The 24,981-nt window shown below is 35.7% G+C and carries 25 protein-coding genes and 1 pseudogene; 9 read left to right on the top strand and 17 right to left on the bottom strand.

Annotated elements, in window-relative coordinates:
• Nucleotides 1–16 precede the first annotated feature (16 nt).
• Nucleotides 17–799 carry a hypothetical protein gene (locus ACU8YW_RS04900; protein ID WP_088062217.1) on the bottom strand — a complete coding sequence of 261 codons (783 nt, stop codon included), beginning with the start codon at nucleotides 797–799 and terminating at the stop codon, nucleotides 17–19.
• Between the two features lie 436 nt (nucleotides 800–1,235).
• The gene (locus ACU8YW_RS04895; protein ID WP_088062215.1) at nucleotides 1,236–1,481 is read right to left on the bottom strand and encodes a hypothetical protein; all 246 of its coding nucleotides are present in this window, start codon (nucleotides 1,479–1,481) and stop codon (nucleotides 1,236–1,238) included.
• A gap of 199 nt (nucleotides 1,482–1,680) precedes the next feature.
• Here ACU8YW_RS04895 and ACU8YW_RS04890 point away from each other — a divergent pair, with 199 nt between their 5' ends.
• The 5 genes from ACU8YW_RS04890 (at nucleotide 1,681) to ACU8YW_RS04870 (ending at nucleotide 3,739) form a co-directional block, all read left to right on the top strand.
• Nucleotides 1,681–1,806 carry a YjcZ family sporulation protein gene (locus ACU8YW_RS04890; RefSeq protein ID WP_000540377.1) on the top strand — a complete coding sequence of 42 codons (126 nt, stop codon included), beginning with the start codon at nucleotides 1,681–1,683 and terminating at the stop codon, nucleotides 1,804–1,806.
• Between the two features lie 165 nt (nucleotides 1,807–1,971).
• Nucleotides 1,972–2,313, top strand: a complete 342-nt coding sequence (locus tag ACU8YW_RS04885) for a PadR family transcriptional regulator (protein WP_000683186.1) — start codon at nucleotides 1,972–1,974, stop codon at nucleotides 2,311–2,313.
• Nucleotides 2,306–2,788: a hypothetical protein gene (locus ACU8YW_RS04880; RefSeq protein WP_087985706.1), complete on the top strand. Its 483-nt coding sequence runs from the start codon at nucleotides 2,306–2,308 to the stop codon at nucleotides 2,786–2,788. The genes ACU8YW_RS04885 and ACU8YW_RS04880 overlap by 8 nt, the downstream gene beginning before the upstream one ends.
• Nucleotides 2,785–3,312: a permease gene (locus tag ACU8YW_RS04875; RefSeq protein WP_426933952.1), complete on the top strand. Its 528-nt coding sequence runs from the start codon at nucleotides 2,785–2,787 to the stop codon at nucleotides 3,310–3,312. The genes ACU8YW_RS04880 and ACU8YW_RS04875 overlap by 4 nt, the downstream gene beginning before the upstream one ends.
• A 226-nt stretch (nucleotides 3,313–3,538) precedes the next feature.
• The gene (locus ACU8YW_RS04870) at nucleotides 3,539–3,739 is read left to right on the top strand and encodes a hypothetical protein (RefSeq protein ID WP_060489065.1); all 201 of its coding nucleotides are present in this window, start codon (nucleotides 3,539–3,541) and stop codon (nucleotides 3,737–3,739) included.
• A 187-nt stretch (nucleotides 3,740–3,926) separates the two neighbouring features.
• Here ACU8YW_RS04870 and ACU8YW_RS04865 read toward each other — a convergent pair whose 3' ends face one another.
• On the bottom strand, nucleotides 3,927–5,402 hold the full coding sequence (locus ACU8YW_RS04865) for an MDR family MFS transporter (protein WP_426933953.1): 1,476 nt from the start codon (nucleotides 5,400–5,402) through the stop codon (nucleotides 3,927–3,929).
• Between the two features lie 142 nt (nucleotides 5,403–5,544).
• On the opposite strand from ACU8YW_RS04865, the gene ACU8YW_RS04860 reads away from it, so the two are divergent.
• Entirely contained in the window at nucleotides 5,545–6,120 is a 576-nt protein-coding gene (locus ACU8YW_RS04860) for a TetR/AcrR family transcriptional regulator (protein ID WP_426933954.1), read from the top strand.
• 173 nt (nucleotides 6,121–6,293) lie between these two features.
• On the opposite strand, the gene ACU8YW_RS04855 is transcribed toward ACU8YW_RS04860, so the two are convergent.
• The 3 genes from ACU8YW_RS04855 to ACU8YW_RS04845 all read right to left on the bottom strand — a co-directional run bounded on the left by ACU8YW_RS04855 (nucleotide 6,294) and on the right by ACU8YW_RS04845 (nucleotide 9,018).
• Nucleotides 6,294–6,449 carry a hypothetical protein gene (locus ACU8YW_RS04855; protein WP_426933955.1) on the bottom strand — a complete coding sequence of 52 codons (156 nt, stop codon included), beginning with the start codon at nucleotides 6,447–6,449 and terminating at the stop codon, nucleotides 6,294–6,296.
• A gap of 225 nt (nucleotides 6,450–6,674) precedes the next feature.
• Nucleotides 6,675–8,105, bottom strand: a complete 1,431-nt coding sequence (locus tag ACU8YW_RS04850) for a YfcC family protein (protein ID WP_088062200.1) — start codon at nucleotides 8,103–8,105, stop codon at nucleotides 6,675–6,677.
• A gap of 154 nt (nucleotides 8,106–8,259) precedes the next feature.
• Nucleotides 8,260–9,018: a gamma-glutamyl-gamma-aminobutyrate hydrolase family protein gene (locus ACU8YW_RS04845; protein ID WP_426933956.1), complete on the bottom strand. Its 759-nt coding sequence runs from the start codon at nucleotides 9,016–9,018 to the stop codon at nucleotides 8,260–8,262.
• 327 nt (nucleotides 9,019–9,345) lie between these two features.
• On the opposite strand from ACU8YW_RS04845, the gene ACU8YW_RS04840 reads away from it, so the two are divergent.
• Both ACU8YW_RS04840 and ACU8YW_RS04835 read left to right on the top strand, forming a co-directional pair.
• Complete coding sequence (locus ACU8YW_RS04840) at nucleotides 9,346–11,379, top strand: sigma 54-interacting transcriptional regulator (protein WP_426933957.1); 2,034 nt, start codon at nucleotides 9,346–9,348, stop codon at nucleotides 11,377–11,379.
• A 168-nt stretch (nucleotides 11,380–11,547) separates the two neighbouring features.
• A complete protein-coding gene (locus ACU8YW_RS04835; RefSeq protein ID WP_446894039.1) occupies nucleotides 11,548–12,435 on the top strand; it encodes a DMT family transporter in 888 nt (295 codons plus the stop codon).
• Between the two features lie 169 nt (nucleotides 12,436–12,604).
• Here ACU8YW_RS04835 and ACU8YW_RS04830 read toward each other — a convergent pair whose 3' ends face one another.
• A complete protein-coding gene (locus ACU8YW_RS04830; RefSeq protein WP_157349488.1) occupies nucleotides 12,605–13,372 on the bottom strand; it encodes a TSUP family transporter in 768 nt (255 codons plus the stop codon).
• Between the two features lie 108 nt (nucleotides 13,373–13,480).
• On the opposite strand from ACU8YW_RS04830, the gene ACU8YW_RS04825 reads away from it, so the two are divergent.
• Nucleotides 13,481–14,266 (top strand): TrmB family transcriptional regulator, encoded by a 786-nt coding sequence (locus ACU8YW_RS04825; RefSeq protein ID WP_157349487.1) that lies wholly within the window; start codon nucleotides 13,481–13,483, stop codon nucleotides 14,264–14,266.
• A gap of 91 nt (nucleotides 14,267–14,357) precedes the next feature.
• On the opposite strand, the gene dnaB is transcribed toward ACU8YW_RS04825, so the two are convergent.
• From dnaB to ACU8YW_RS04775, 10 genes and pseudogenes are all read right to left on the bottom strand, one after another.
• The gene (dnaB, locus tag ACU8YW_RS04820; RefSeq protein ID WP_426933959.1) at nucleotides 14,358–15,644 is read right to left on the bottom strand and encodes a replicative DNA helicase; all 1,287 of its coding nucleotides are present in this window, start codon (nucleotides 15,642–15,644) and stop codon (nucleotides 14,358–14,360) included.
• The gene (locus ACU8YW_RS04815; RefSeq protein ID WP_426933960.1) at nucleotides 15,641–16,507 is read right to left on the bottom strand and encodes a DnaD domain-containing protein; all 867 of its coding nucleotides are present in this window, start codon (nucleotides 16,505–16,507) and stop codon (nucleotides 15,641–15,643) included. The genes dnaB and ACU8YW_RS04815 overlap by 4 nt, the downstream gene beginning before the upstream one ends.
• Before the next feature lie 161 nt (nucleotides 16,508–16,668).
• Nucleotides 16,669–17,031, bottom strand: a pseudogene (locus ACU8YW_RS04810) (nucleoside triphosphate pyrophosphohydrolase).
• Nucleotides 17,032–17,083: 52 nt separating this feature from the next.
• Complete coding sequence (locus ACU8YW_RS04805) at nucleotides 17,084–17,827, bottom strand: MerR family transcriptional regulator (RefSeq protein ID WP_426933961.1); 744 nt, start codon at nucleotides 17,825–17,827, stop codon at nucleotides 17,084–17,086.
• A gap of 8 nt (nucleotides 17,828–17,835) precedes the next feature.
• Nucleotides 17,836–18,087 carry a hypothetical protein gene (locus ACU8YW_RS04800; RefSeq protein ID WP_142291683.1) on the bottom strand — a complete coding sequence of 84 codons (252 nt, stop codon included), beginning with the start codon at nucleotides 18,085–18,087 and terminating at the stop codon, nucleotides 17,836–17,838.
• Nucleotides 18,088–18,090: 3 nt separating this feature from the next.
• Nucleotides 18,091–18,390, bottom strand: coding sequence for a magnetosome magnetite crystal formation protein family (locus tag ACU8YW_RS04795; RefSeq protein WP_426933962.1), 300 nt, complete (start codon nucleotides 18,388–18,390; stop codon nucleotides 18,091–18,093).
• 129 nt (nucleotides 18,391–18,519) lie between these two features.
• Nucleotides 18,520–20,961: a DEAD/DEAH box helicase family protein gene (locus tag ACU8YW_RS04790; RefSeq protein WP_426933963.1), complete on the bottom strand. Its 2,442-nt coding sequence runs from the start codon at nucleotides 20,959–20,961 to the stop codon at nucleotides 18,520–18,522.
• Complete coding sequence (locus ACU8YW_RS04785) at nucleotides 20,954–21,280, bottom strand: nucleoside triphosphate pyrophosphohydrolase (protein WP_001143692.1); 327 nt, start codon at nucleotides 21,278–21,280, stop codon at nucleotides 20,954–20,956. The genes ACU8YW_RS04790 and ACU8YW_RS04785 overlap by 8 nt, the downstream gene beginning before the upstream one ends.
• Nucleotides 21,281–21,525: 245 nt before the next feature.
• Entirely contained in the window at nucleotides 21,526–24,426 is a 2,901-nt protein-coding gene (locus ACU8YW_RS04780; RefSeq protein ID WP_426933964.1) for a DEAD/DEAH box helicase, read from the bottom strand.
• 114 nt (nucleotides 24,427–24,540) lie between these two features.
• A complete protein-coding gene (locus tag ACU8YW_RS04775; RefSeq protein ID WP_098134043.1) occupies nucleotides 24,541–24,942 on the bottom strand; it encodes a (deoxy)nucleoside triphosphate pyrophosphohydrolase in 402 nt (133 codons plus the stop codon).
• Nucleotides 24,943–24,981 lie beyond the last annotated feature (39 nt).

Genomic DNA, 24,981 nt, shown 5'->3' with positions numbered 1-24,981 from the left:
CAAAGATGCATCCTCTTTAATTTATCTTCCGTCCGAAAAATGTAAAAACAAAAACATCTTTTGTCCATTTTCCTTTCCCATACATATAAAATACAAGTCCACTAATACTAGTTAGTATAAGAAGCACTACGAAATATATCCAATTTTTGTTATTACTATTCTTTAAGCTATCTATAATTTGCTCCTTAGTATTTCCCATATAAACAAATTTTCCATATCTACTAGGTAATTCTTTTATTACCTTTCCCTCTACTAATCCAAGTACAACTACATTTTCTTTATTTTCTACTGCTCTAAATGAATAAAAGCGTTTTTTTCCATCTGCTAACTTTGTAGTATTCGCCTGAATATCATTTATTCTTGTTGAAATGACATTCTGACTATTTAATTCCATAAATGGAGTTTCAAGAGACATATTTTCTTTATTTATTAATTTCAATTCTTTATTTCCAATATGTATTGGTTCATTATAAAAAGCTGTTACTTGGCCGTTACTCCATAACGAACGATTGGGTGCAGAAGTCTGTGTATAATATGTCGTTTTTTTCTTTTGAATTCGATTCACTACCGCATACCCATCAGCAAGTAGCGTTTCATCCCCTGTTACATGTTCAGAATATATCTCTCCCCTTACAAAGTATATACCGTTTTTAACCTCTTTATCGCTTGAAATCATCTGTACATCACCGAGTTCATTCCAGACTAAAAAACTATTTAAACTCTTATACCCATAAAAAACAAATACCATTAATAAAATTGTAAACAATGCCCCTATTTTAATTGTTGCCTTTTTATTCACTGGTTGTTATTCCCCCATATACTACGAATACTTCCATCTTAAAATTATAATTAGAAATATTATTCCTGTACATATATTAATCTTTTTTCCCTAAGCTAACTTTGTTACCTACTATTTAAGTAAACGTCAAGTAATGCTGAAGCTACACACTTATTTGTATTTTGCTCTTCCATTTCAGCCAATAATAAAGCCGGTGAAGCGGTAAGTTCTGTTTCCGCACCAGACACCTAAAATATATACAACACAACATCATATAATTCATATATATGCAACATTACATAAAAATATTTACTATTACATGCTATACTAAAAAAGGAGTCGACAATCGTTATTTTCTTCTTAGTTTTAAAGCAATATGGATATATACCTTCTTATCGCATTTGGATTGTACAAGCAAAAGAAGACATCTTAATTGATGTCTTCTTTTCTTATATTTTTATGAATTCCTTTGAGCAGCTGCTCTCCAAGCACGAAAAGATGTTGGGTGTCCAGAATGAGCTCTTTGCTTTGCAGCAGCAACAGCTGGTTTTTCTTCAATAGTCGTTGGTTTCTCTTCCACAATCGCTGATTTTTCTTCAAGAGTAGTCACAGCTGTTTGTATTTTTTCCAACTGCTCTTTTAAAGCTTGCTGTTCAATCTTTAAATCCGTAAGTAATCGTAAAATCATTTCAGAATTGGCCATAAAGATCCTCCTTCCCCCAATACACAGAATAAAATAGAATATGTCATCAGCATAATACCCGTGACAAAAATAAGGTCGTCAACTCTTTTAAAATCTAAGCTCTTTTTATTTTTCAAAAGGACCTGCTCAAGTTTATCCGTAAAAACATAAAGTAAATTAAATCCATTAATTAATGGTCTTTATGGAAGGAGGAGTTAATATGGGCTATGGAGGTAGTTGTGGTGGAGGCTGCGGTTTCGGCGGCGGTTTCGCTTTACTAGTTGTACTCTTTATTTTATTAATCATCGTTGGAGCTAGCTGTTGGGGCGGCGGATTCGGCTGCTAAAGGAAGGCACTCTTGAGAGTGTCTTTTTTTTATGTTTTTAGATGTACAGCCCCTTCGCATTCGCACATTTTAAAATTGACATAGTACTTCATGCACCGTATACTGTTAACAACAGTATACTGTCATTAACAGTATAAATCCTAATTCATTCTAGGAGGTATATCCATGAAACATACAGGAAGACATACAGGTGCATTTCTTTTGTTATTTCTAGCTGAAGGAGATAACTATGGCGGGCAATTACTACAAAAGTGCGAAGAAGAACTTCCCGTCAATCCAATCGATAGCGCCATTTTATATCGCACGCTAAAAAAGTTAGAAAACGAAGGTGCAATCGAATCTTACGTAAGTACAGATCATCAAGACAAACCGAGAAAGATGTACAAAATTACGCCTGCTGGAAAGGAACAATTGGCAGACTTTCAAATGGACATTGAAGAAAAAATGAAGAACTTATCCTTTTTCATAGACAAATATAAGGACTTAAAGGATTCCGACCATGATTAACGGCGTGATTCTTTACACTTTAGCCATTATTCTTACGTGGATTTCTTTTATGAAGGACCGCACGAAGACGAAAAAAGCTTTAATGAAGTCGTGGAAAATGTTTCGCAATCTTCTACCTGCGATGCTCTCCATCATGCTTTTCGTTGGCTTATCGCTTTCTATATTAACGCCGTCTTTCATCTCTTCTATTATTGGGGAGCAATCAGGGTTTATCGGCATTGTTTATTCAGCAATACTCGGCTCCGTTGCACTTATTCCAAGCTTCGTCGTATTCCCACTTGGTAATACGTTAATCCAACACGGCGCAGGCCTTCCTCAAGTTGCGGCACTTATGTCTACACTCATGTCAGTAGGACTTACAACCTTACCGATGGAACAAAAGATATTCGGACGAAGCTTTGCTTACGCGCGTAATGCATCTGCATTACTCATGTCTCTGCTATTCTCCTATATCATTTGGGTGGTGATGGTATGAAGGAATTAAAAAGATATCGCTTCTTTTTCATTTTATTACTGGGACTGATTGTATTAACTTTTATAAATCAATCTTTAGGATGGAGCGCATTACAATTAACAGGAAATAGCATTTTAGATATGTTGTTTCTACTCCCCCCTGTCCTAATATTTGTAGGATTACTTGATCAATGGGTGAAGAAAGAAACGCTCATGAAATATATGGGCGAAAAATTCGGTATATACGGAATCTTATTCTCTCTATTATTAGGCGGCATTGCAGCTGGTCCTCTCTACGTTGCCTTTCCAATTGCAGCACTACTCTTACAAAAAGGCGCAAGTATTCGGTACATCGTATTTTTCTTAGGCGTTTGGACAACTGCAAAATTGCCAATTCTCGTGTATGAATTCTCTTCATTTGGAGCTACTTTTACACTCATTCATATTTGTTTCGGGCTAGTATTCTTCTATGTAATGGGGATTATTTTTGAGAGGTTTTATGATCAAGGAGAGTTGCTTCGGTATGATGTTACAGAGGAAATGTAGGAGTAACAAACATTGGATAACAGACGCTGAAAATCGAACTGTCATTGAAGTATCTTTAATTTCAACTACTTTAAAGGAGATGTCCCAAGAGTCATTTTTTGACTATGTGACATCTCCTTTTTATTTTAGAAACATTACCATAACCTTAATTCGATACAGTATAATAAATATATAATACAGAAATTTCCATGTTCTTGTTTTGTAATATTTTTTGGAGGTGATTATCTTGAGTAAAAACGTGAATTTACTTCTTCAAATAGGAATTGGAATTATCATTATGATCGCACCTATTATCATCATAGGATTAATGTATGATGGATCGACAGCTATGGGCAATTTATTAGTTGCCGAATTTATAATGAGAATACTTTCCCTTATTATCGGCCTTTTAGTCATTAGCAAAGCTTTACATCGTTATTCCCAATAGTTATTCATCCTCAAAAAGGATAGCCATTGAACATACAACATTTATACAAATAAACTAACGATTATATTGTGTCCTCCATTGAGATTACACCGACCATTCTTCTGTATTAAAATATCCAAAACAAATGTTACGAAAGAAATATAAAAAAGACACCTTTCCTAGAAAAGATGTCTTTTTTATTTGAACCTTAATTCTCGTTCTGTAAAACCCTCGCTGCCTCTACTCCCTTTTTCTCTTCTTTTAAGAATAGCGATACGATAAAAGCAACAACAATAAAGATTAACCCTAGTGCAAATGCACCTTGGAATCCAGATGTTAAACCATTTAACTTCTCTACTGGATCCATTGGATTTGCGGAGCTTTCCATATACTGAGTTGTTCCTGAAGACATTTTTGAAATAAAGATAGCCGTACCAATTGCGCCAGCTACTTGTTGCAGTGTATTAAACAGTGCTGTTCCGTGCGGATATAAATCTGGTGTTAATTGATTTAAACCGTATGTTTGTGCCGTCATGACAAACATGAGTCCAACCATTAATACGCTATGCATAACAATAATTTGCACTATTGATGTATCAGGAGTAATGCCTTTAAATAAGAACATTGCAATTCCTACTAACATAATGCCGGGAACGATAATAACTTTCGGACTAAATTTATCAAATAGTTTACCTGCGATTGGTCCCATGATGGCACTAATAACACTTCCCGGAAGCATGATGATTCCTGATTTAAAGGCTGTAACGAGTAAAACTGTTTGCAGGAACATCGGTAATAACGTCATCGTTGAAAATAAAGACATCATCACAATGACAATTAATCCAACTGATAATGTAAACATCGGAACTTTAAATGTGCGTAATTCTAAAATTGGATTCTCAATTTTTAATTGTCGAACGACGAAAATACATAATGAGATAAGCCCAACAATTAAAGTGCCATACACTTTCACATCGGACCATCCTAAATCACCTGATGCACTAAAGCTATACACAAGTCCGCCAAATCCTAATGTCGATAAAAGGATAGATGGATAATCTACTTTTGGCCTTGTTAACTCTGAAACATTTTGAATGTACTTCATTCCAATCATAATGGAAATAATCACGACAGGAATAACAATATAGAATAACCAGCGCCAATTTAGTGAGTCTATGATTACTCCAGATAATGTAGGACCAATTGCTGGAGCTGCCATCATCACAAGTGCGATTAATCCCATTGTGGCACCACGTTTTTCAGGCGGACAAATAATTAAAATCGTATTCATTAATAACGGTGAAATTAATCCTGTCGCTACTGCTTGGACGATACGGCCAACTAATAAAACGGAAAATGTCGGCGCAAATCCCGCAATTAATGTACCAGCTAAAAACGTTACCATAGCGATTAAAAACATTTGTCTCGTTGTGAGCCATTGCTGAAGTAATGCTGTAATTGGGACTAAAACACCAACTACTAACATGTATGCTGTAGAAAGCCATTGAATCGTTGAAGCTGTTACGTCAAATTCTTTCATTAATACAGTTAACGCATTACCAAGTAACGTTTCGTTTAATAATGCAACCATTGCCCCTAAAAGTAATGCAATTAAAATGGGGGTATGTTTCAAATTAGAAGTATCAACTTTGCCACTTGTAGGGCTCTTAGTTGTCATATTCATGTACAAATTCTCCTCCTGTTTCTTACTAAAAAAACTTTAAATATACCTGAACACATGTAATATAATATACATATGTAGATTAAAAAGGGAGAATCAATTTTCAGCCCCTGTATATTTAATCTACAAAAAAGGAGAATTGTAGATGAACGATAATGAAAAACCACTTGATTTACGTATTAGACGTACACATAAATTACTATGGGATTCCTTATTTGAATTAATGACGCAATCAAAACAGAAATATAGTACAATCACGATTAACCAAATATGTGACCGCGCGATGGTACACCGAACAACCTTTTATAAACACTTTGAAGATAAAGATGCTTTATTAGCCTTTGGATTTAAACGATACAGCAAGATGATTGGTGAAATACCGGTTTCAGATCGATTAAGTAAACCATTTCAAGTAATGGAACAATTTCTACACCATGAAGAAATTGGTAAAATATTAGAAACGCAAATGTCTGATGAACAATTTCTTAGCCGGACACAGTATTTAAGTCACGAAACGAGAAAACAAGAAATAGAAGCGTTAAATCAACTTTGCAAAAACCATACGATGCCAAATGATTTAATCATTGAATTTTATTCAGGGGCAATCACCTCATTAAGCGCATGGTGGTTTCAAAATGAAAGAAGCGTTTCTGCGGCTGAAATGGACAGGTATCTCCACCAACTTATTAACCGGGAGATTTTTCAATTTGAAGAGGAATAAGACTACACCTTTTCAATCATGCAATCAAATTGACCACAAAATAGGAATATGATATATTTTCCGTAGAATACTATATAAGTATGACATCAAATAAAATGGCATATAATAAAAAGAAGAGATGCGCTCACATCTCTTCCCTAACTGCTACCGCTTAGGGTGGTGGTTATTATAAGCTATTTCTTTTTGCGGAACCCACCCTTTTGCTTGTGACGGCGCGGAGTGGGTTTTTTGTTGTCCTTATCCAGAAGTTGCTTCCGCAAAAAATACGCTGACACTTCGCGCACAGTCGCTTTCAGAAACCCTTTTACAAGATCAATCAAAAACCCCATATTATCACCTCCTTTCCTTCCGAATAGAAAGAAGGGATAACCATCCACCCTCACAATATGCAGTTACATATATTTTATCAAATGATTGTAAAGATATTATGTAAACAAAACAAATGAAATTTTACATAGAAAAAAGCCCTTCTAAACCGGGCTTTTCTATCACCATTATTTAGCGATTTTCTTCAAATTCGAACTTTCTATAAGTGAAAGCATATCTATCTTTTATTAAGATGGACCATAACCAATAAGATGAGCAATTATAACTGCTATTAAACCGATTGAGTATTCAATTAGAATTAAAGGAAGAATCCACCTTGCCCACCTTGTCCATGAAATTCCTGCAATTGCTAATCCAGCCATTAGCGTACCACCTGTCGGAAAAATAATATTTCCAATACCATCCGCGAATGAAAAGGATAATACGGCTGTTTGGCGTGTAATGTCCAATAAATCTGCAAGTGGTGCCATGATAGGCATTGTCAACATCGCATGGCCACTACCTGATGCTAAAATAAAATGAATCGCTACTTGGAAGTTGTACATTCCAACAACACTTAAAAAAGGAGATACATGTTTCATTTCTTCCGATACTTGATACAGTAGCGGGTCTATAATATGCCCTTGATTCAATACAACTAAAATAGCGCGTGATACACCAATGATTAAAGCACCCCCGATTAAAGATGCCGATCCTTGTGTAAAAGATTCTACAGTATCATCAAGAGATATCTTGCCAAGAATTGCAATGATTATAGTTAAAATAATAAATAAGGCTGCAATTTCTTTTATATACCACTCGTACTTAATAACACCAAATACAAGAATAATATAATTGATTAAAAAGGCCGTTAATATCCATTTATGTCTTTTTGTTAACTCTACTTTCGCTGTTAGTAAGCTGTCTTGCTTATTTGTATCGAATTTTCCGTAAATTCCGCTTGCAGGATCCCTCTTTACTTTCATAGCATGACGATAGACGAATGTAACCGCAATTACATATATGACTACGAATAAAACGAGGCGGAACCCCATCCCCGAATACATAGGAAGACCCGCTATCCCTTGCGCAAGCCCAACTGTAAACGGATTCATAATTGCCGTTGTAAATCCGACGGACGCTCCTACTAGTACCATCGCAGTTCCTGTTATCGTATCAAATCCAACCGCAAGAGCTAGCGGAATAAATAGAGGTACATACACTAAAGCTTCCTCAGCCATTCCCATTAATGACCCGCCAAGTGCAAAGAACAGCATGATAATAGGAATCATTAACTTTTCACGGTTAGCAAGTTTTTTTGCCATCGTTGAAACAAGAGCCTCAACTGTACCGGATGCCTTTAATACACCAAAAAACCCTCCGATAATAAGAATAAAAAAGATAATATTAGCAGCTTCTACCATCCCTGTAGGAATAGATTTTACCGTATCAAAAAATCCAAGTGGCGTTGATTCAATCCATTTAAATGAATTTGGATCTACTGTTGTATACCCATTTTTTTCAATCTGTTCATATTTTCCTGCTGGCAATATATGTGTAATCACAGCCGCAATAACTAACAAGACAAGTAACATTGCAAATACGTTTATTTTCCATTCTTTTTTTTCTTTTTTTTCTTCTGGCTCGAATGAAACTGCCTTTTCTGATACTTGACTCATATACCAATCCCCTTTGCAATAAAGTGAAACTTTAATCATTGGGGGTGTTCATCCCCCAATGATTATTAACCCACACCAATTGGCAGCCGGCAGTCTGGTTTCCCCACCACCATGACGTACCAAGCTATCCACCAATTCTTTTATTTATAACACGCTATGATTTAACTACCTTTTTACTAATTTCATTTACAAATTGGTTAAATAAACGTTGCTGTAGAGCATCCTTTTCCGACATCATTTCTGGATGCCATTGAACCGCTGCTACATAACGATGAGCCTTCGATTCAATAGCCTCTATTACACCATCAAAGGACCATGCGCTCGCCTCAAAATCTTTTCCTAATGTTTTCACTGCTTGATGGTGAAAAGAATTAACCATTAAAGATTTTTGGCCAATAGCCTCATAAATTTTCCCTTCTTCCAGAAGATCTACAGAATGAGAGCCTTGCCATTTACGGAACTGTTCTCGAACATGGAAATATTCTGGCCCCATCTCGTGCTCTAAGTCTTGATAAAGAGATCCACCAGCTGCAACATTTAAAACCTGTAATCCTCGGCAAATTCCTAGAATAGGAATATCTTTTTCTAAAGCCTGCTTTGCCAGATTTAATTCAAAATTATCTCGTTCTTCCTCTACAGTGCCTATATATGATTTTGGAATATCACCGTAATAAACTGGATTGATATCCGCGCCACCAGCCAATAACAATCCATCTAATTGATTAAGTGTGGACTCAATTTGATCAATTTCCTCAATTGGAAGTAGAACAACCGTTGCACCTGCCCTTTGAAGGGAACGGATGTAGTCATAAGAAAAGAGAGCCATATCTTGACCTGGTAGCCCTCGCAAACCCTCCTTCCCTATTTCACTATGATCAACATAATACCCAGTAACACCAATTAGTGGTTTCATTTTCTCTCACCTCATAATTTAAATGGTTTCGTTGTCTTTCTCTGTTGAAATTGTATACTCTTACCCTCCCTTTTCTAGCAAGTGGTAAAGAATTAAATATGTAAATTACGACTCTACTCATTTCACTATTTCTTTACACACCATTGATATAAGCAAATATCGTGCCAATATTAAAATCCAAACAATTATTTGCATATATTTAAATATTTTGTCACTTTATCGGTGTTTACTGTGTTGAAATGTATTATAATTGGTTATTAATTGGTTATGTAATAACCAATTAATAACCAACTTTAGACCAATTACATTCAACTAAAGAGGTGCTCTATGAACAAATTTGAAACCAACCACATTGTATTGATCACCGTTTTAAAAGAAACACGAAAAGCCCTACATCAACAACTAACGGAGATGGTAGGTGATCTCATAGATATCGAAAGTTTTTCTGTAGAAGAAAGTATTCCAAAAGTATTTCATTCTACATTAATTGTGTTACCTAATACATTTACGATAGAAACGGTGAAAGACTTTATTGGGGAAAACTGCGAAGTAATAATAGCAAAACGAACATTAAATTATGAAAACGTGGACCAGCTTTTGTTTTTACCAGAAGGAACACAAGCCCTATATGTGAATGATAATCATGAAACAGTATACGAATCGATTGAAACGATGCGTCAATTGGGGCTGAACCACATTGAATATTTTCCATACTATCCTGGAAAAACGAATATACAAATGATCAAGCTCGCAATTACACCTGGCGAACTTGAAATTATCCCTGACTTCGTAGAAAAAGTAATTAATATTGGTCATAGATTAATAGATATTACTACAATCATGTCCATTCTAGATCGATTTCATTTAATGGAGGAATCAGGTAACCACGTTTCTGAGAGATACTATCGAAAAATAGTAGATTTAACAAAGAATTTAGCTAAAGCTCATCGACAACTTCATCAAGTTATTGATGGTGTTGGTGATGGCATACTAGCTATTGATTATGAAGGAAGAATTGTTGTCTTTAATGAATTCTTGGAAAGCATGCTGAAAATAAAAAGCAAACATGCTATCGGTCATCCGATTGATACCATTATTGATAATATTGATTTAGTGAACTTCATCCTTTCAAATAAGCAGCAAGAAAGCGGAATATTTGTTGTAAACGGCTTGGATGTAATAGTGGAACGCCTACATATAAATGATCAATCGATTATTGTTACTTTTAGAAATGCTCTTAAGACCATCGGATTTGAACGGAAATTAAGAAAAGAATTTATCAAAAAAGGTTATGTAGCAAAATACAACTTCCATAATATCGTTGGGATTAGCTCTACTATTCAAGACACGAAACAAATTGCCAAAAGATTAGCTAAGACTGATCTAACTGTATTAATTGAAGGTGAAAGTGGTACCGGAAAAGAGTTGTTTGCAAGTGCTATTCACAATGCTTCCAAGCGAAATAGCGGCCCTTTTCTTGCTGTTAACTTCAGTGCTTTATCGGATGATTTAGTCGAGAGTGAATTATTTGGTTATGAAGACGGAGCGTTTACCGGAGCCAAAAAGGGCGGGAAAATGGGATTATTTGAACAAGCAAATGGTGGCACTATTTTTTTAGATGAGATTGGAGATATTAGCCTGAAACTTCAAGCACGACTCCTTCGAGTATTGCAGGAAAAAGAAATCATGCGTGTTGGCGGAAGCCAAATTATCCCGATAGACGTCCGGATTATTGCAGCAACCAATAAAGATTTACTGAAAATGATTCAAGAAAATGTGTTTAGAGAAGATTTATACCATAGGCTTAAAGTACTCTTTATACACCTTCCCGAATTAAGAGCTCGTCGAAATGACATCGAATTATTGGCTAAACATTTTGTTGCGCTATCGGACCCTAAAGTTAAAATCGAACAAGAATTAATTGAAGAACTTCAAGGATATCCATGGTACGGAAATGTAAGAGAACTTAAAAATACGATAGATTATATGCTGGCTGTCCGTACCGGAAACCAAATAACAAAAAATGATTTGCCTAATCAACATTATTTTCAAAAGCCTCCACATAAGAAAACAAATAGCGACCAGGCCGAGAGTATAACACCCTTTTCTTCAAGTTCAAACGCTCTTGATCAAGAATCACTTTTCATCCTTACCCTCATCATGAATTATGAAGAAAAAGGAAAAGCAATCGGAAGAAGAATTATTTCTGAAAAGAGCCAAGAAGTTGCAATAAATTTATCTGAAGCACAAGTGAGACACCGATTGAACTTCCTAAAAATGAAAGGGTATGTGCAAATAAAAAGAGGTAGAGCAGGGATTAATTTAACAAGAACAGGGTTGGAGATTGTACGTAGTCTTTAGTCAAGGTTCGGATTTTCAGATACATAGAGGCTGTTTTATAAACAGCCTTTTTTTAATGGAATAAAACGTCGATAAATTTAAGTTACAAATATTCAGAATTAATATTAAAATATAGAATGGGGATAGGGGTATGGGATTATAAAATTTATACATAACGAGGGAATAGAAATGAAACTACAATTAAAAGCGGATTTAGGGCTACTACTTGTTACATTCTTCTGGGGTGCATCCATCTTACTTACAAAGGTTGGACTTGAAGGCATAGAAGAATACAACTTAATCGCATTACGATTTATTATCGCCTTTCTTTTATCAGGTTTAATATTTTACAAACATTTATTCAAAATCGATTTTAAAACTGTAAAATATGCATTTATACTCGCTTCTGTCTTATTTATCGTTTACATTTTCGCGACTTTCGGCACAAAGTATACGAGTGTTTCAAATGCTGGTTTCTTACTATGTCTCACAGTCATTTTCATTCCGATATTATCAGCTATATTTTTAAAACACATTCTGGAAAAGAAAGTTATAGTAGGAATCATTTTAACGATAATAGGAATCGGCTTATTAACATTAACGAGTGAATTCAAGATCGGTAACGGCGACATATTTTGCATACTGTCAGCCTTATTTTATGCCATTCACGTCATCATTACTGGCAGCGTAACGAAATATGTGAACTCCATTGCACTTGGAGTCATACAACTCGGCTTCGTCGGCCTATTTAGTCTTATTTTTTCATTCATTATCGAAACGCCAAAACTGCCTAGCACAACCAACTCATGGCTAATCATCCTAGCCTTAAGCATATTCTGTACCGCAGTCGCTTTCATCGTGCAAGTTATCGCCCAGCAATACACGACGCCTACACATACAGGACTTATCTTCTCATTAGAACCTGTCTTTTCCGCAGGCTTCGCTTTCGTTTTCACAGGTGAAACACTCACAGGAAAAGGATACTTAGGCGCGACACTTATATTAATAAGTGTGTTGATTGCTGAGGTGGATTTTAAGGGATTGTTGCGGGTTAATTATAAGAAGAATATGGAATAGTTATTTCGCTAAAGTACATAAACATACCCCGAAAATATTCGTTTGTATTATTTTCACCCTCTTACCTTAATTGTTTTAGATGCTACCTTCGAATAAAGTAGCATCTAAAACATGTTACAAGGAATTATTATATTTATGTAGCCTGCATAGTTAACCTTTTCTACATTACTTACTGCACATAGTCATACAGATTTTTCGCTAACAATAAACAAGTTACTGTAATGAAAAGGGCACGAACATACCCGCTTCCTTTTTTTATAGCAAATTTGGAGCCAACAATCCCTCCAGCAATTTGAGCAATCCCCATTATAAAACCATACACATAATTTACTTGCCCCACATACATAAATATCAATAATGCACCAACATTACTTCCTAAATTAAGAAATTTTGCATTACCTGCTGCTTTTAAAAAATCATACCCAATAAATAAAAGAGCGAACATTAAAAACGAACCTGTGCCAGGACCTAGAAATCCATCATAAAAACCAATAGCAAAAATAAAAAAGGTAAAAATAATGACGTGTCGACCAGATAATTTCTTATGAGTAGAAATACTACCCCAACCCTTTTTGAATATCGTATAAATAGCAACTGCACCAAGCATAATCAGCATCAATGGCTTCAGTACTTCTGGGTTCATTAAATGAACGGTCCATGCCCCTATTATGGAACCTATGAAAGTGAGTGGAACTAATTTAAACGCCGATTTCAAATCAAGATTACCAGAACGATAAAACACAATATTACTAGTTGCACACCCCATTGTTGACGCTAGTTTATTCGTGGCTACTGCACTTGCCGGATTCAGCCCTGTAAATAATAAAGCTGGTAAGGCAATGAGTCCACCACCGCCTACAACTGAATCAATAAATGCAGCCACAAACCCAAAAACAATCAAAATAATTAATATAGATGGGTCTAAATACAAATCCATACTAGCAGCCTCCCTTTAGTCACTATTGTAATAGTAACTATCAATTTGCTAAATGTAAAGAGTTATTGTAACGTTGAAATATAAAAGCAAACATCGGAGGACGAAAAAGTGGACTACATCGTACAACAGCTTAAAAAAATTGGTTTTAATGAATATGAAGCTAAATCTTATGTATCTCTTGTTAAACAGGGGCCTGTCACAGCCTACCAAGTGAGTAAGGATTCAGGTGTCCCAAGAGCACGAATTTATGAGATTTTAGGTAACCTTGTAGAAAAAGGAATTGTCATGAAGGAAGAAATAAATGACACCACTCGCTATTCACCTCTACCTGTTGAAATCTTTTTACAGAAAGCTCAATCAGAATGGCAGTCTACTTATGAAGGAATCAGTGACTCATTAAAAAAACTCGAAACTTCCGAGGAAAAAACGGATAATCGAGTGATTACTTTAAAAGACAACAAAACAATCATTAGCTATTGTCAGGCATTAATAAAAAAAGCAGAACAACGTATTGTCATTTCAATGTGGGATGAGATGTATGAAGCGTTAAAAGAGGAACTATCTGAGGTAGCTGATAAAGTTTCAGTACAAGGTATTACCTTACATGTTGAAAATCCAATTAAAAATTTAGAAGCTCATCGTATCACACCTTATACAGAAACTCTGTCTACAGAACATTGGTTTATTTTATCGATAGATTCTAAAGAGATGATTTATGGACCATCACTTGAAGAGCGTAATATTGCTTTTTATACAGATGACCCCGTTCATATATACTTACTTGAGGATTATGTATGGCATGACGTTTTAGTGAATCGACTTGTTCGACGTAGCCAAGACGACTTGCAGCAATGGATTACTGCAGAGAGACGATCTTTCTTTATGGGGAAATAAGAAATATATTAAAAGAATCAAAGAATAAAGCATAAGTTAATGAAATGAAAAACTTATGCTTTATTTGCAAAGTCATACTCAAGTCTTTCAACTATTTCCCCTCCACAAACCGCCCAAACTCCTTCAAAAACCTCAGCTTAAAACTCCCCACAGGCCCATTCCGGTGCTTCGCCACATGAATCTCTGTCATCTCTTTCTGCACCGTTTCCTTATCATAATAATCCTCGCGATACATAAGCATAATGACATCCGCATCTTGCTCGATTTGTCCCGTCTCTCTTAAATCAGATAAAAGAGGTCGCTTATCTTGACGTGCTTCTACCGAACGAGACAATTGCGACAACGCGACTACACAAACATTTAATTCACGTGCTAATACTTTAAGCTTACGAGAAATTTCACTAATCTCTTGAAATCGATTGCCCTTATGCTTCGGATCGCCCGTAATAAGCTGCAAGTAATCTACAATGACTAAAAGTTTTTTCTCCCCATGCTTCCTCTTTAACTTACGAGTTTGCATCCAAATATCTTGCACCGAAATGCCTGCGTTATCGTAAATCTCAAATGGTAATTCCCCAATCTCCGCAAACGCCTTACTCACCTTTTCCCAGTCCTCTATCGCAAAACGATGCTTCGGATTTTTCAGCCTACCTCCTGACACTTCACCTACGCAAGACGCCATTCTTTTCAACAATTGCTTACTACTCATCTCTAACGAAAATAATCCAACCGCCGCTCCAGACTTCGCCGCATGCAGTCCAACATTTAACGCAAACGCAGTCTTCCCCATAGAAGGACGCGCACCAAGGACGACAAAATCACCTTCCTGCAATCCACACGTCATTTTATTTAGCGATGTATAACCAGTCTCAATACCAGTAATCTCTTTCGCATCTTGATGAAGCTCTTCATATAAATCAACTAGCGCATCCTTCAAATCAAACTCACATACACAGTCCTTTTCCTCTAACTCACAAAGTGCCGTAATCGTCTCACCAATAATTTTCTCATTCTTCTCCGCAATAAGACGCTCTCCCATCTTGTGCCCGAGAACACCTGCCTGATACATTTTCCAGGCACCTCGAACAAGCCCCTCATAATAAGAGAAGTTGGCAGTTGTAGGCACCCCATCCATTAACCCTATAAAATACTCCATTCCCCCGATCCCCTCTAAAAACTTCGGATCCACCCTAGAAATGAACGTCACAAGATCAATCGGTTGCCCCTCTTCTTCCATTTTTCGCATTAACTGAAATATAGACTTATGCACTGACAGAGAAAAATACTGCTCCGTCAAACGGCACTCCTTAATAAGCTCTCCATCAAGTAATAGAGAACCTAACACCGTCTTTTCCGCCTCCACATTTTGAATACTCATGGACGCCACCCGCGCTCCGCTAAAAAGCGCTGCAACTCTTCCTCTGACGGCGCATTCTTCTCCCACTCCTCACACCTCGCCAAAAACTCCTCCGTCTCCCCCGTACTAACAGACGACTCCTTCTTCCTAAAGCTCACCGTATCCGCCTCAACCTCACACACTTTCGTAAATCCTTTCCCGTGCCAGCCTCTCAAAATCCCCTTCACATAAGCAACCGTCCGCTTATTATTCTCAAACGCAATTTGAAGAGCCTTCAGCACAAGCTCCTCTGACAAATCTTCCATCCACGCACTCAGTTCCTCCACAGTATGCGGAGACAAACTACCGAAATGCTGCTCATAAAAAGAAAACACGCGACTTCCCGTTTCTTCCTCTATAACCTCTTCTTCCTCTGTCTCCTCACAAACTGGATCTGGATCAACATCATCCACAGTCAAATCACTCGGCATACCGAAATGCGCTAAAAGCATCGGAACATTCAGCTCCTCCTCTACGCACTTCTGAAGAAACATATGTACAAACTCCTTATTCTTCACACCCTTAAGCTCGCGAAGCACACACTTCTCCACATTCGTATTCGTCACCGGATTATAACGAAGCCAATTTAAAACGAATAACTCCCGCGTATCCGCATCATAAAGAATCTTCCCATAATCAACAAAACGCTGCACAAGCTTATCAACAGTCTCCCGATTATAACCCGTCTCCATCTCCGCTAACCGCTTCGGAAAAGGAAAAATCCCACACTGCGTCGTCTTCGAACAAGTTAACAAATACACATAAAAATACCGCTCCTCCGGCGTCAAATCCAAAACAAAATCATCCTGCCAAAAATTCACCTGCACAGTACGATACACCGCCATCCCAATTCCTCCCGTCCTAATTCAAAAATGAAAATTTCCTCTTTGTACTATATATAGGAAGGAGGGCCGGGTTTTTGGCGTGTTATTTCAAAATTTTTTTCGACTCCTACTACGGTGTTTGTTGGTGTTTTTATTTTGTTATGTTTTTTCTTAGTGATTTATTACTTGGTAGGGGCTTGTAAGGGGCTTAGGAGGGGCTTGTTATCGGTTACTTCGATTAGAAATACACGATCCGAGAAGCCGCCTCGTTCTTCTGCTTTCTTTTTACGGATGTTGTTGATTTCTTCTAGTGTTGTGCCTTCGTATTCGGCTAGGGCGTTTATTAGTTCTAGTAGGTCGGATAGTTCTTCGAGTTTATCGGTTTTTGTTTTCGCTTCGATGTATTCTGTTAGTTCTTCTTGTGTTTTTTTGCAGATTTCTTTTATCTATTCGTCTTCGGGTAGGGTTCTTGTTGTGGGTGTTTTTCCGTTAGCTTTTATTATTTGTGGGATTTTATTTCGGATTAGTTTGTTGTAGGTTGGCATGGGATTTCCCTCCGTTAGGTTTTTCTTCTATTATAATGGAAAAGCAGTTTAACTAGGTGTTAAACTGCTTCATTGCTTCTTTTATATAGTTTTCTTCTTCGGTTGTGAAAAGGGTTGGGAATTCGGATAATGGGAGGTTTGATTTTTGGATCATATCCTCTATATCGCTTTGAGGTGTATCAAGATAATTCGTTATCTCTTCTATTACATTGAAAAATTCCTTTAAGGTAACTTGAACGTCATGATGACTCGGATCCTTCTCTTCTACTTTATACTTTTTCAACTTCCCTATCACATCCATAAAGCGCCGATCGAATTTTTCTTTTAGTTCCTCATTATTATAAAACGGTTGAACACTCTCTTTTGAAAAATGCTCCACTAACCATTCCTTATTTTCTTTCTCCCATATAAAAGTTTGCAGAAAAGAAGAAAACAAAGCGACATCCACTCGTTCTTCCTTTTGAAACCTCTTCGTCATCCCATCCATATGCGAAAGCACCTTCGCAATTCTTTCTTGCTCTGCCAAAAGCAATTCCCTTTGAAAATGCATTTGTCTTAAAAATTCTTCCGTCTCTATATCACGCTGCAATATAATATTTTGAATTTCCCCAAGCGAAAAACCGAGATGCTTAAACGATTGAATTTGTTGCAGCACATACAAATCATCTTTCGTATATAACCGATGCCCACCCTCAGTATAATCGCTCGGCTTTAATAAAGTAATCTTGTCATAATAACGAAGCGTCCGCACCGTAACATCCCCAACACTTGCAAACTCACTAATCATCCACGCCATACCATCACCTACTCCGCTAACTTCTCTTTCACATACTGAAGCATATGAGAAAAACTCATCTCATTCTGCCGACAATATTGAAATAAACCTACAACAAGCAATACAAAAGGAACATTCCCCCTATAACGATTTTCATACTCACTAATACCATCATAAAGGTACTCATACTTTCTTTTTCGTAAAACAATATAAATCGCAATAAACAATACTGCAATCATAACGAAAAATTGCTTCTCCTTTATCTCCACTTCTTGTTTCATCACCTATTCTCCTTCCAATGCATACTTATCTTCTTTAAATAACGGAATTCGAATGAAATAACGATATGGCTCGTCGCGTATTACCTTCCACGCAATAATGGTCACTTGAACAACCTCAAAGGCAAATACACCCCAAAACAAAACATCACTAATACGCGAACTAGTATTAAATAGAAGAAAGATTAACAAATGAAAATTGAACGCCTTTCGGCAATGATATTTGTACACTTCAGTTTTACGTGCCAGTGTGATGTACATGAGTAGTGGCGAAAAGATTCCTATTGCGGCTGAGAGTAGTAGCATGATGATGGTGTTTCTTTTTTGGTGGTTTTCATGAGCGGTTTGATCCCCCTTTTTTGATTTGTCTTCTTTAGGTTAGGGGGTGACGTTGGGGGAGGTGCAAGGGGAATTTTAATTTAAAAACAGCAACACTTATTTCAGCGTCGCTGTCCTTCTTTCAAAATATGTATGAAGACGATATTCACATATCTCCTTCGTCCATTTAAATAAAATTTCTTCATCTTCTTTTCTAACATCCATATTTAGAGAAAAGAAGTTTTCATCAAATGATAGTAAACCTTTCGAGCTACCACTCCATTTTGTCATTGGCATTGTAGCAATTAATTTACTAATTTTTTCTTCATCATACTCCCACATACGTTTTGCTTGCTTGTCACTAAAATCGATTCTCTTGCGGTATTCTTTTTCCATTAAAAACTGATGGAAGAATGGTGCAACTTCTTCTGGTGAGATAGGATGGTACCATTCCTCTTTTCCGCGTTGTAACATCGCTAACAGTAGTAGCATTTTATAACTTTTTGCCATTCCTGTTGTTTCAACTTCTTGCAACCACGCTTCACAATGTAAAAACACTGTTTTTTCCAGTTCTGTTAATTCATCATTCCATGCTAAAAAGCCAACATATGATTTAAACTCTTGGCGATACTCTTTACTTTCTTCTGTACCAAGCTTATGTAATTCTAAATATGTAGGTCGACGCCCAAGATCTATTTTTACAGTTTGATAACCCTGCTGTAATTTTTCTTTTCTCGGCATTTTCTTTTTCAGTAATTCATCTAATAACTGCTTTGCTTCTAATTCAAACTCTACTGTACATCCAGCTGGCAATATCTTTTGTGTACCATTTCTTTTCGTCTTTCCATCATCAACTCGAAGCATTTGCATTTTTATATCTGCATTTCTATAATTTGCAATTAAATCAATTACAACACAATACTCCTTATGCTCATGCAATCGTAAACCACGACCAATTTGTTGCGTAAAAATTGTTAACGATTCTGTTGGGCGAACAAATAAAAGTGTATCGACAGATGGAATATCAACACCTTCGTTAAATAAATCTACTGTGAAAATAGCATCTAGTTCATTATTATCCAGCTGATTAATCGCATGTTCTCTCGAAATATGTTTTGTTTCCGAATGAAGTGAAATTGTACTATAACCGTTCTCATTAAAATATGTAGACAAAAAAACTGCTTGCCTAATACTAGAGCAAAAGACAATTGTTCTAGTTTTCTTATATTTCTTCCAAGCTTCTAAAATATTTAAGGCGAGTTCCTCTCTTAACTGAATTTGTGTAAGTTCCTCACGGTCATACTTATTGCCTATCCAACGTATTTGTGAGTAATCCGTATCATCATGTACTCCATAATAGTGAAACGGAGATAACCATCCACGCTGAATCGCTTCCATAAAATCAATTCGATACGCAACGTTCCCATCACAAATCGAATAAATATCACGAAAATCATTTCGATCTGGCGTTGCTGTTATTCCCAATAAGAAATTAGGATCAAAATAATCTAGTACCCTTTGATAACTGTTAGCTGCAGCATGGTGGAACTCGTCTACAATAATAAGGTCAAAATCATTAGGTGAGAAGTTTTCTAAGTGACGCTTTCTACTCAACGTTTGAATAGATGCAAAAACAACATCCTTCTCGCCTTCCTTTTTCTTCCCATTGTAAATCCCCGTAGTCTTATTATCGATTACACGCAGAAAAGATTTTTCTGCTTGATTTAATATTTCTTCTAAATGCGCAATAAATAAAACTCGCTTAAAACGTTTTGCAAAAAAAGCAGCTAAATAAGTCTTGCCAAGTCCTGTTGCCATAACAACCATCGCTTTGTTGTATCCTTCTTCCAGTACATTCTCTAATTGTTCCAATGCAGGTAATTGTGCAAAGCGTGGTGTGATCTTTATTTCATATACAGCTGATTCCTCTAATTCAATTTCTACTCCTGAGCTCGCAGTATAATCCTTTTGTCCCGAGGGAATCATCATTTCAATCTCTTCTTGCTTTGTCCAAGTTCGGACTAGACTCGAATGAGTTGTATGAAATTCTTCATACTCTTTACGATATTGTTTAATTGTTTCTATATTGATAGGCTGAGTTGCTTCATTCATATGAATATGTAAAAATTGATCAATCGCCTCCGAAAAAGCTTCCTCTCCAACACTCTCTTTCACAAGCAAGCTCCATTCCACGCCACTTGTTAACGCGGAACGAGACATATTAGAAGAACCAACAATCATAACTCCGTCGCTCTCACACTCAAATAAATAAGCCTTCGGATGAAATGATTTCCCAGCACTCCTCCACAGTCGAATCTCAATATCAGGATGAATTTCATACAATTTCTCTAAAGCATCTGGTTGCGTAATATACAAATAATCTCCTGTACAAACCTTAATATCTACATTCTTTTCGGCTGCTTTCCGCAAAAGAGGGGCTAAGACATCTACCCCCGATTTCATAACAAATGAAGTTAAAATATATATTGATTTTGCATCATCCATATAGCGCTCTAGCTTATAGATCAAATTATTCGTAACGAGCTGTACATTAGTCATCATGTACCTCAACTAAAAAAATCCTCTCCTGAAAACCACCACGTTTTTCAGCCTTCTGTTTACGTACTTGCTCAACAGCCTCTAACGTTACACCTTCATATTGCGCTAACGCATTCACTAGCTCTAATAAATCAGCTAATTCTTCTACTTTATGTTCTTTACTTTCAGCCTCTAAATACTCAGCTAACTCCTCTTGTGTTTTCTTACTCACTTCTTCTATATATTCTTTTTCATCTAGTATTCTAGTTGTGAATGTTTTTCCATTATTCTCGATAATTTCTGGTATGCGATCTCTTACTAATTTGTTGTAGGTTGGCATTTGAATTCCTCCATGGCTAATATTGTAACTTTTTGATTATATTATACAAGATTTAGTACTTTTCTTTCTATTTGCATACAATAACTATTTAAACAATATATTATAATTCAATAAATAAGGCCCTATCAAAAACATACTCTAATGTTAGTTTGATACGGCCTTATCTTGCATATAGATATTACTTTAAAAACTTAAACTTCTTTTTATTATTTTAAAGTAATAATATTATTGAACTTTTAATCTACCTACAAAACATTACTATCCTTTAAATAATCATAGAGCTTATTATCCACCGATTTCTCCATAATCATATTCATCGTAACAACCGGCAGTTCTTTTCCATTTTTATCTTGCATTTCAGTTTGTTCTACACTTGTTTTATCGGGTCTCGCTTTTCCTAAATAGTAAAAGTCGCTTCCCTCGTCATCATCTTTTTTCACAAAAATATGGACGTCAATATTATTTTCTTTAGCATCAATAATTGTTTGAACTTCCTTTGACTTTAACGTTCTATTACTTCTAGTATACCATTTAAGAACATCTTGATTAAGGAATTCATCACCATAGTTCACACTCGATTCTACCTCATCGTTTTTATGATATGTGACAAATATTGGGCAAGTAGCGTATTTGGTTTTATAGCCATACATAGTTGAAGTCTCATCAATGTGCCAATTTAAAAGTTTACATGCATCTTTTCTTGAGTATTTTTTATATATAGTAAGGTTACTATCACACTCATAATTTTTGTTCTTGTCTTTCGCACTTTTAATGATGTCCATTACCATGTACTTAAAGTATTCATTCTGTTCTAAGCTTTCTTGGATTAGATCATTAAACATGTACGTATTATCTTCTTGTAATGCGAGAATTGGCTTTTCACCATATTTTTTCTGGTTATTCTGTGTGAAAAACGATAACTCAAAAACCCGCTGCACAGAAGTAATCGTAGCATCATCTGTTAAGCAATTAGATTCTTCAAGTTGTTTTATATACTCATCCTTATCAACTTTTTCTTGCTTTAATAATAAGTCTAACAAAACGATTTCGTTTTTACGTTTTCCATTTAGTACTTCCAATGAAAGCATTGTTAAAACTTTATTTTCGTACTCTGTTAATATAGGGACATCTTCTTTCATTTTCAATAGGAATTGATAATAGTTCGAATATCCTTCTACAAGTACAACTGGATCAATAGAATGGTTTACTATAAAGTCATATAGATATGGAGTTCTTCCTATTCTATTTTTCAACTCAGCAAAAGCTTCCTTCAATACTTTCATTGCTGTTAAATTACTATTATTAATTGCTTTAAAGATCTGCTTTTTTGCTATTTCTTCAAAGTTAACTGTTGAAATACCTTTAATATAACTCGTGTCATTTGTATATCGACGTATATTATCTTTATTTTGTGATCTATCTCCTGAAAGAGCAATTGGAATTAAATAGTTGTTTTTATAGTTTCCAATAAAATCAATGATCGTAACAAAATCTTTCGAATCGTGTTTTCGAAGTCCACGCCCCAGCTGCTGTATAAAGATAATACTTGATTGAGTTTGTCTTAACATGACAACTTGGTTAACACTTGGAATATCGATTCCTTCATTAAAAATATCTACTGTTAAAATATAATCCAGTATGCCATTTTCTAATTGATTTACCCGCAGTTCTCTTTCCCCTTGGGAATGATCGCCGGTTAATGCAAATGTGCGAAAACCTCTACTATTTAAGGCATATGATAATTGTTCTGCCTCATCTTTTCGGCTGCAAAACATTAATCCTGTTACTTTCTCACCAGAAAAACCATAATATTTTACTTTTTCAACTATATGATCTACTCGCTCTTCCGTAACAAGTTTAGATAAAACTGTAGTGTCATCTATCTTTTCACCATTATATTCAAAATCAGTTACTCCAAAATAATGGAAAGGACAAAGCATATCTTCTTCAAGTGCTTCTTGCAAACGAATTTCATAAGCAATATTGTAATCAAATAGCTCATAAATATTAAAATTGTCTGTACGCTCAGGTGTAGCAGTCATTCCCATTAAAAATTTCGGTTTAAAATAATCAATAACCCTATGATAAGAACTAGCACCAGCTTTATGAACTTCATCTATTAAAATATAATCAAATAGCCCAGGATCAAATTGTTGTAAATTTTCTTCCTTTGAAATAGTCTGGATTGTCGCGAATAAATATTTAGCATTTATTTGCTTATTTGATCCTGATAAAACTCCAAAGTCTTCATCGGCTCCGCCAAGCACCTTTTGAAAATCTGATTTTGCTTTATTTAATATTTGCTCTCGGTGAACAATAAATAGCATCCGTTTAGGTGCAAAATTTCTAACATCAAATGCTGAAAGATATGTTTTCCCCGTTCCTGTTGCGGAAATAACTAAGCCTTTTGCTTCTCCAGCTTCTCGAATAGCTTGTATTTCTTTTAATGCAGCTTGTTGCATTTTATTTGGCGTAATTTTCAACGCTTCTTCAATTGCATTATGATATTGACCAGGTAATTCTATAACTCGATCTAGCAACTTATTTTCTGCAACTTGTTCATATATTGTTTCGTAATTTGCAATTAACTCTTCAGTTAATACTTGAGAATGCTCCCAGACTTCTTCAAATTGATTTTTAAAATGTTGAACAATCTCTCCATCTTCATGCGATGTTAACTTGACGTTCCATTCATAGTTTACCTTCAAAGCATGTGCAGTCAGATTCGAACTACCGACAATTAATGAACAATGTGTTTTATTATCAAATATGTACCCCTTTGAATGAAAACCAGATAAGTTTGTTAATCTTACTTCTACATTTTCAAGTTTCATTAATTCTCTAAACACTTTTGGTGTATTAAAATTTAAGAATGTAGATGTTAATATACGTCCTTTAACCCCTCTTTGTTTAAGATCAAGGAAATGCGATTTTAAAGTCGCCAGTCCACTTTCCGTAATAAAAGCCACTGAAAAAATAAAGGATGTACTATTTTCTAGCTCCTCTAACAATGAACTTAAAACATTTTCATTTTTTTTCGTATTGTTTACTAATAATTTAGGCTTATATATTCCGGGATGACTATGTTTTTGATCAATAAACCCTTTATATAAAGACCCCTCTAATTTTTGAATAAAATTCTCCATATGATCACCATTTATGACAAATTTTTATATTAATTGTATTACTCACTGATTTAAAGTGCAAATTTATTACAATATAAAAAACTATCCGCCTAAAACGGATAGTTTTTTATCAAATTACTTTACAATAGATTCTTTTGATAACTTCTCAATAGTTGGGATATCCGCAGGTGCCCAATCTAAAGCTGCTAGTTCATTCGGATATAACCATTTAATTGCTACGTGCTCAGTTAGAACCGGACTTCCTTCAACAAGTTTACAATAGAAAGTTTTCAAATGAACAATACCAAAATCATACTCATAGGCTGTATAATCTATTTGCTCACCAATCTGCACGCTACAATGCATTTCTTCATCAATTTCACGCTTTAACGCCTCTTGAGGTGTTTCTCCCTCTTCTATTTTCCCACCTGGAAATTCCCACATAAGAGGTAGCGATTTAGATGGTCCTCTTTGTGCACATAAAATTTTCTCATCTTGAACAATTACTGCTCCAACAACATAAATATTTTTCTTCATTATGTCCTCCTTAAATCTCACAGAAACTCTATACTTTAT

The sequence above is a fragment of the Bacillus pretiosus genome (genome assembly GCF_052947655.1).
The sequence above is the reverse complement of the archived record's forward strand: the minus strand, read 5'-3'. Positions and strand labels throughout refer to the sequence as shown.

Bases quoted from the DNA above. Each gene is read 5' to 3' on its own strand.
- ACU8YW_RS04895 (WP_088062215.1), bottom strand. From the start codon at position 1,481: ATGGCCAATTCTGAAATGATTTTACGATTACTTACGGATTTAAAGATT.
- ACU8YW_RS04890 (WP_000540377.1), top strand. From the start codon at position 1,681: ATGGGCTATGGAGGTAGTTGTGGTGGAGGCTGCGGTTTCGGCGGCGGT.
- ACU8YW_RS04885 (WP_000683186.1), top strand. From the start codon at position 1,972: ATGAAACATACAGGAAGACATACAGGTGCATTTCTTTTGTTATTTCTA.
- ACU8YW_RS04880 (WP_087985706.1), top strand. From the start codon at position 2,306: ATGATTAACGGCGTGATTCTTTACACTTTAGCCATTATTCTTACGTGG.
- ACU8YW_RS04875 (WP_426933952.1), top strand. From the start codon at position 2,785: ATGAAGGAATTAAAAAGATATCGCTTCTTTTTCATTTTATTACTGGGA.
- ACU8YW_RS04865 (WP_426933953.1), bottom strand. From the start codon at position 5,402: ATGAATATGACAACTAAGAGCCCTACAAGTGGCAAAGTTGATACTTCT.
- ACU8YW_RS04860 (WP_426933954.1), top strand. From the start codon at position 5,545: ATGAACGATAATGAAAAACCACTTGATTTACGTATTAGACGTACACAT.
- ACU8YW_RS04855 (WP_426933955.1), bottom strand. From the start codon at position 6,449: ATGGGGTTTTTGATTGATCTTGTAAAAGGGTTTCTGAAAGCGACTGTG.
- ACU8YW_RS04850 (WP_088062200.1), bottom strand. From the start codon at position 8,105: ATGAGTCAAGTATCAGAAAAGGCAGTTTCATTCGAGCCAGAAGAAAAA.
- ACU8YW_RS04845 (WP_426933956.1), bottom strand. From the start codon at position 9,018: ATGAAACCACTAATTGGTGTTACTGGGTATTATGTTGATCATAGTGAA.
- ACU8YW_RS04840 (WP_426933957.1), top strand. From the start codon at position 9,346: ATGAACAAATTTGAAACCAACCACATTGTATTGATCACCGTTTTAAAA.
- ACU8YW_RS04835 (WP_446894039.1), top strand. From the start codon at position 11,548: ATGAAACTACAATTAAAAGCGGATTTAGGGCTACTACTTGTTACATTC.
- ACU8YW_RS04830 (WP_157349488.1), bottom strand. From the start codon at position 13,372: ATGGATTTGTATTTAGACCCATCTATATTAATTATTTTGATTGTTTTT.
- dnaB (WP_426933959.1), bottom strand. From the start codon at position 15,644: ATGAGTATTCAAAATGTGGAGGCGGAAAAGACGGTGTTAGGTTCTCTA.
- ACU8YW_RS04815 (WP_426933960.1), bottom strand. From the start codon at position 16,507: ATGGCGGTGTATCGTACTGTGCAGGTGAATTTTTGGCAGGATGATTTT.
- ACU8YW_RS04805 (WP_426933961.1), bottom strand. From the start codon at position 17,827: ATGGCGTGGATGATTAGTGAGTTTGCAAGTGTTGGGGATGTTACGGTG.
- ACU8YW_RS04800 (WP_142291683.1), bottom strand. From the start codon at position 18,087: ATGAAACAAGAAGTGGAGATAAAGGAGAAGCAATTTTTCGTTATGATT.
- ACU8YW_RS04795 (WP_426933962.1), bottom strand. From the start codon at position 18,390: ATGCTACTACTCTCAGCCGCAATAGGAATCTTTTCGCCACTACTCATG.
- ACU8YW_RS04790 (WP_426933963.1), bottom strand. From the start codon at position 20,961: ATGACTAATGTACAGCTCGTTACGAATAATTTGATCTATAAGCTAGAG.
- ACU8YW_RS04785 (WP_001143692.1), bottom strand. From the start codon at position 21,280: ATGCCAACCTACAACAAATTAGTAAGAGATCGCATACCAGAAATTATC.
- ACU8YW_RS04780 (WP_426933964.1), bottom strand. From the start codon at position 24,426: ATGGAGAATTTTATTCAAAAATTAGAGGGGTCTTTATATAAAGGGTTT.
- ACU8YW_RS04775 (WP_098134043.1), bottom strand. From the start codon at position 24,942: ATGAAGAAAAATATTTATGTTGTTGGAGCAGTAATTGTTCAAGATGAG.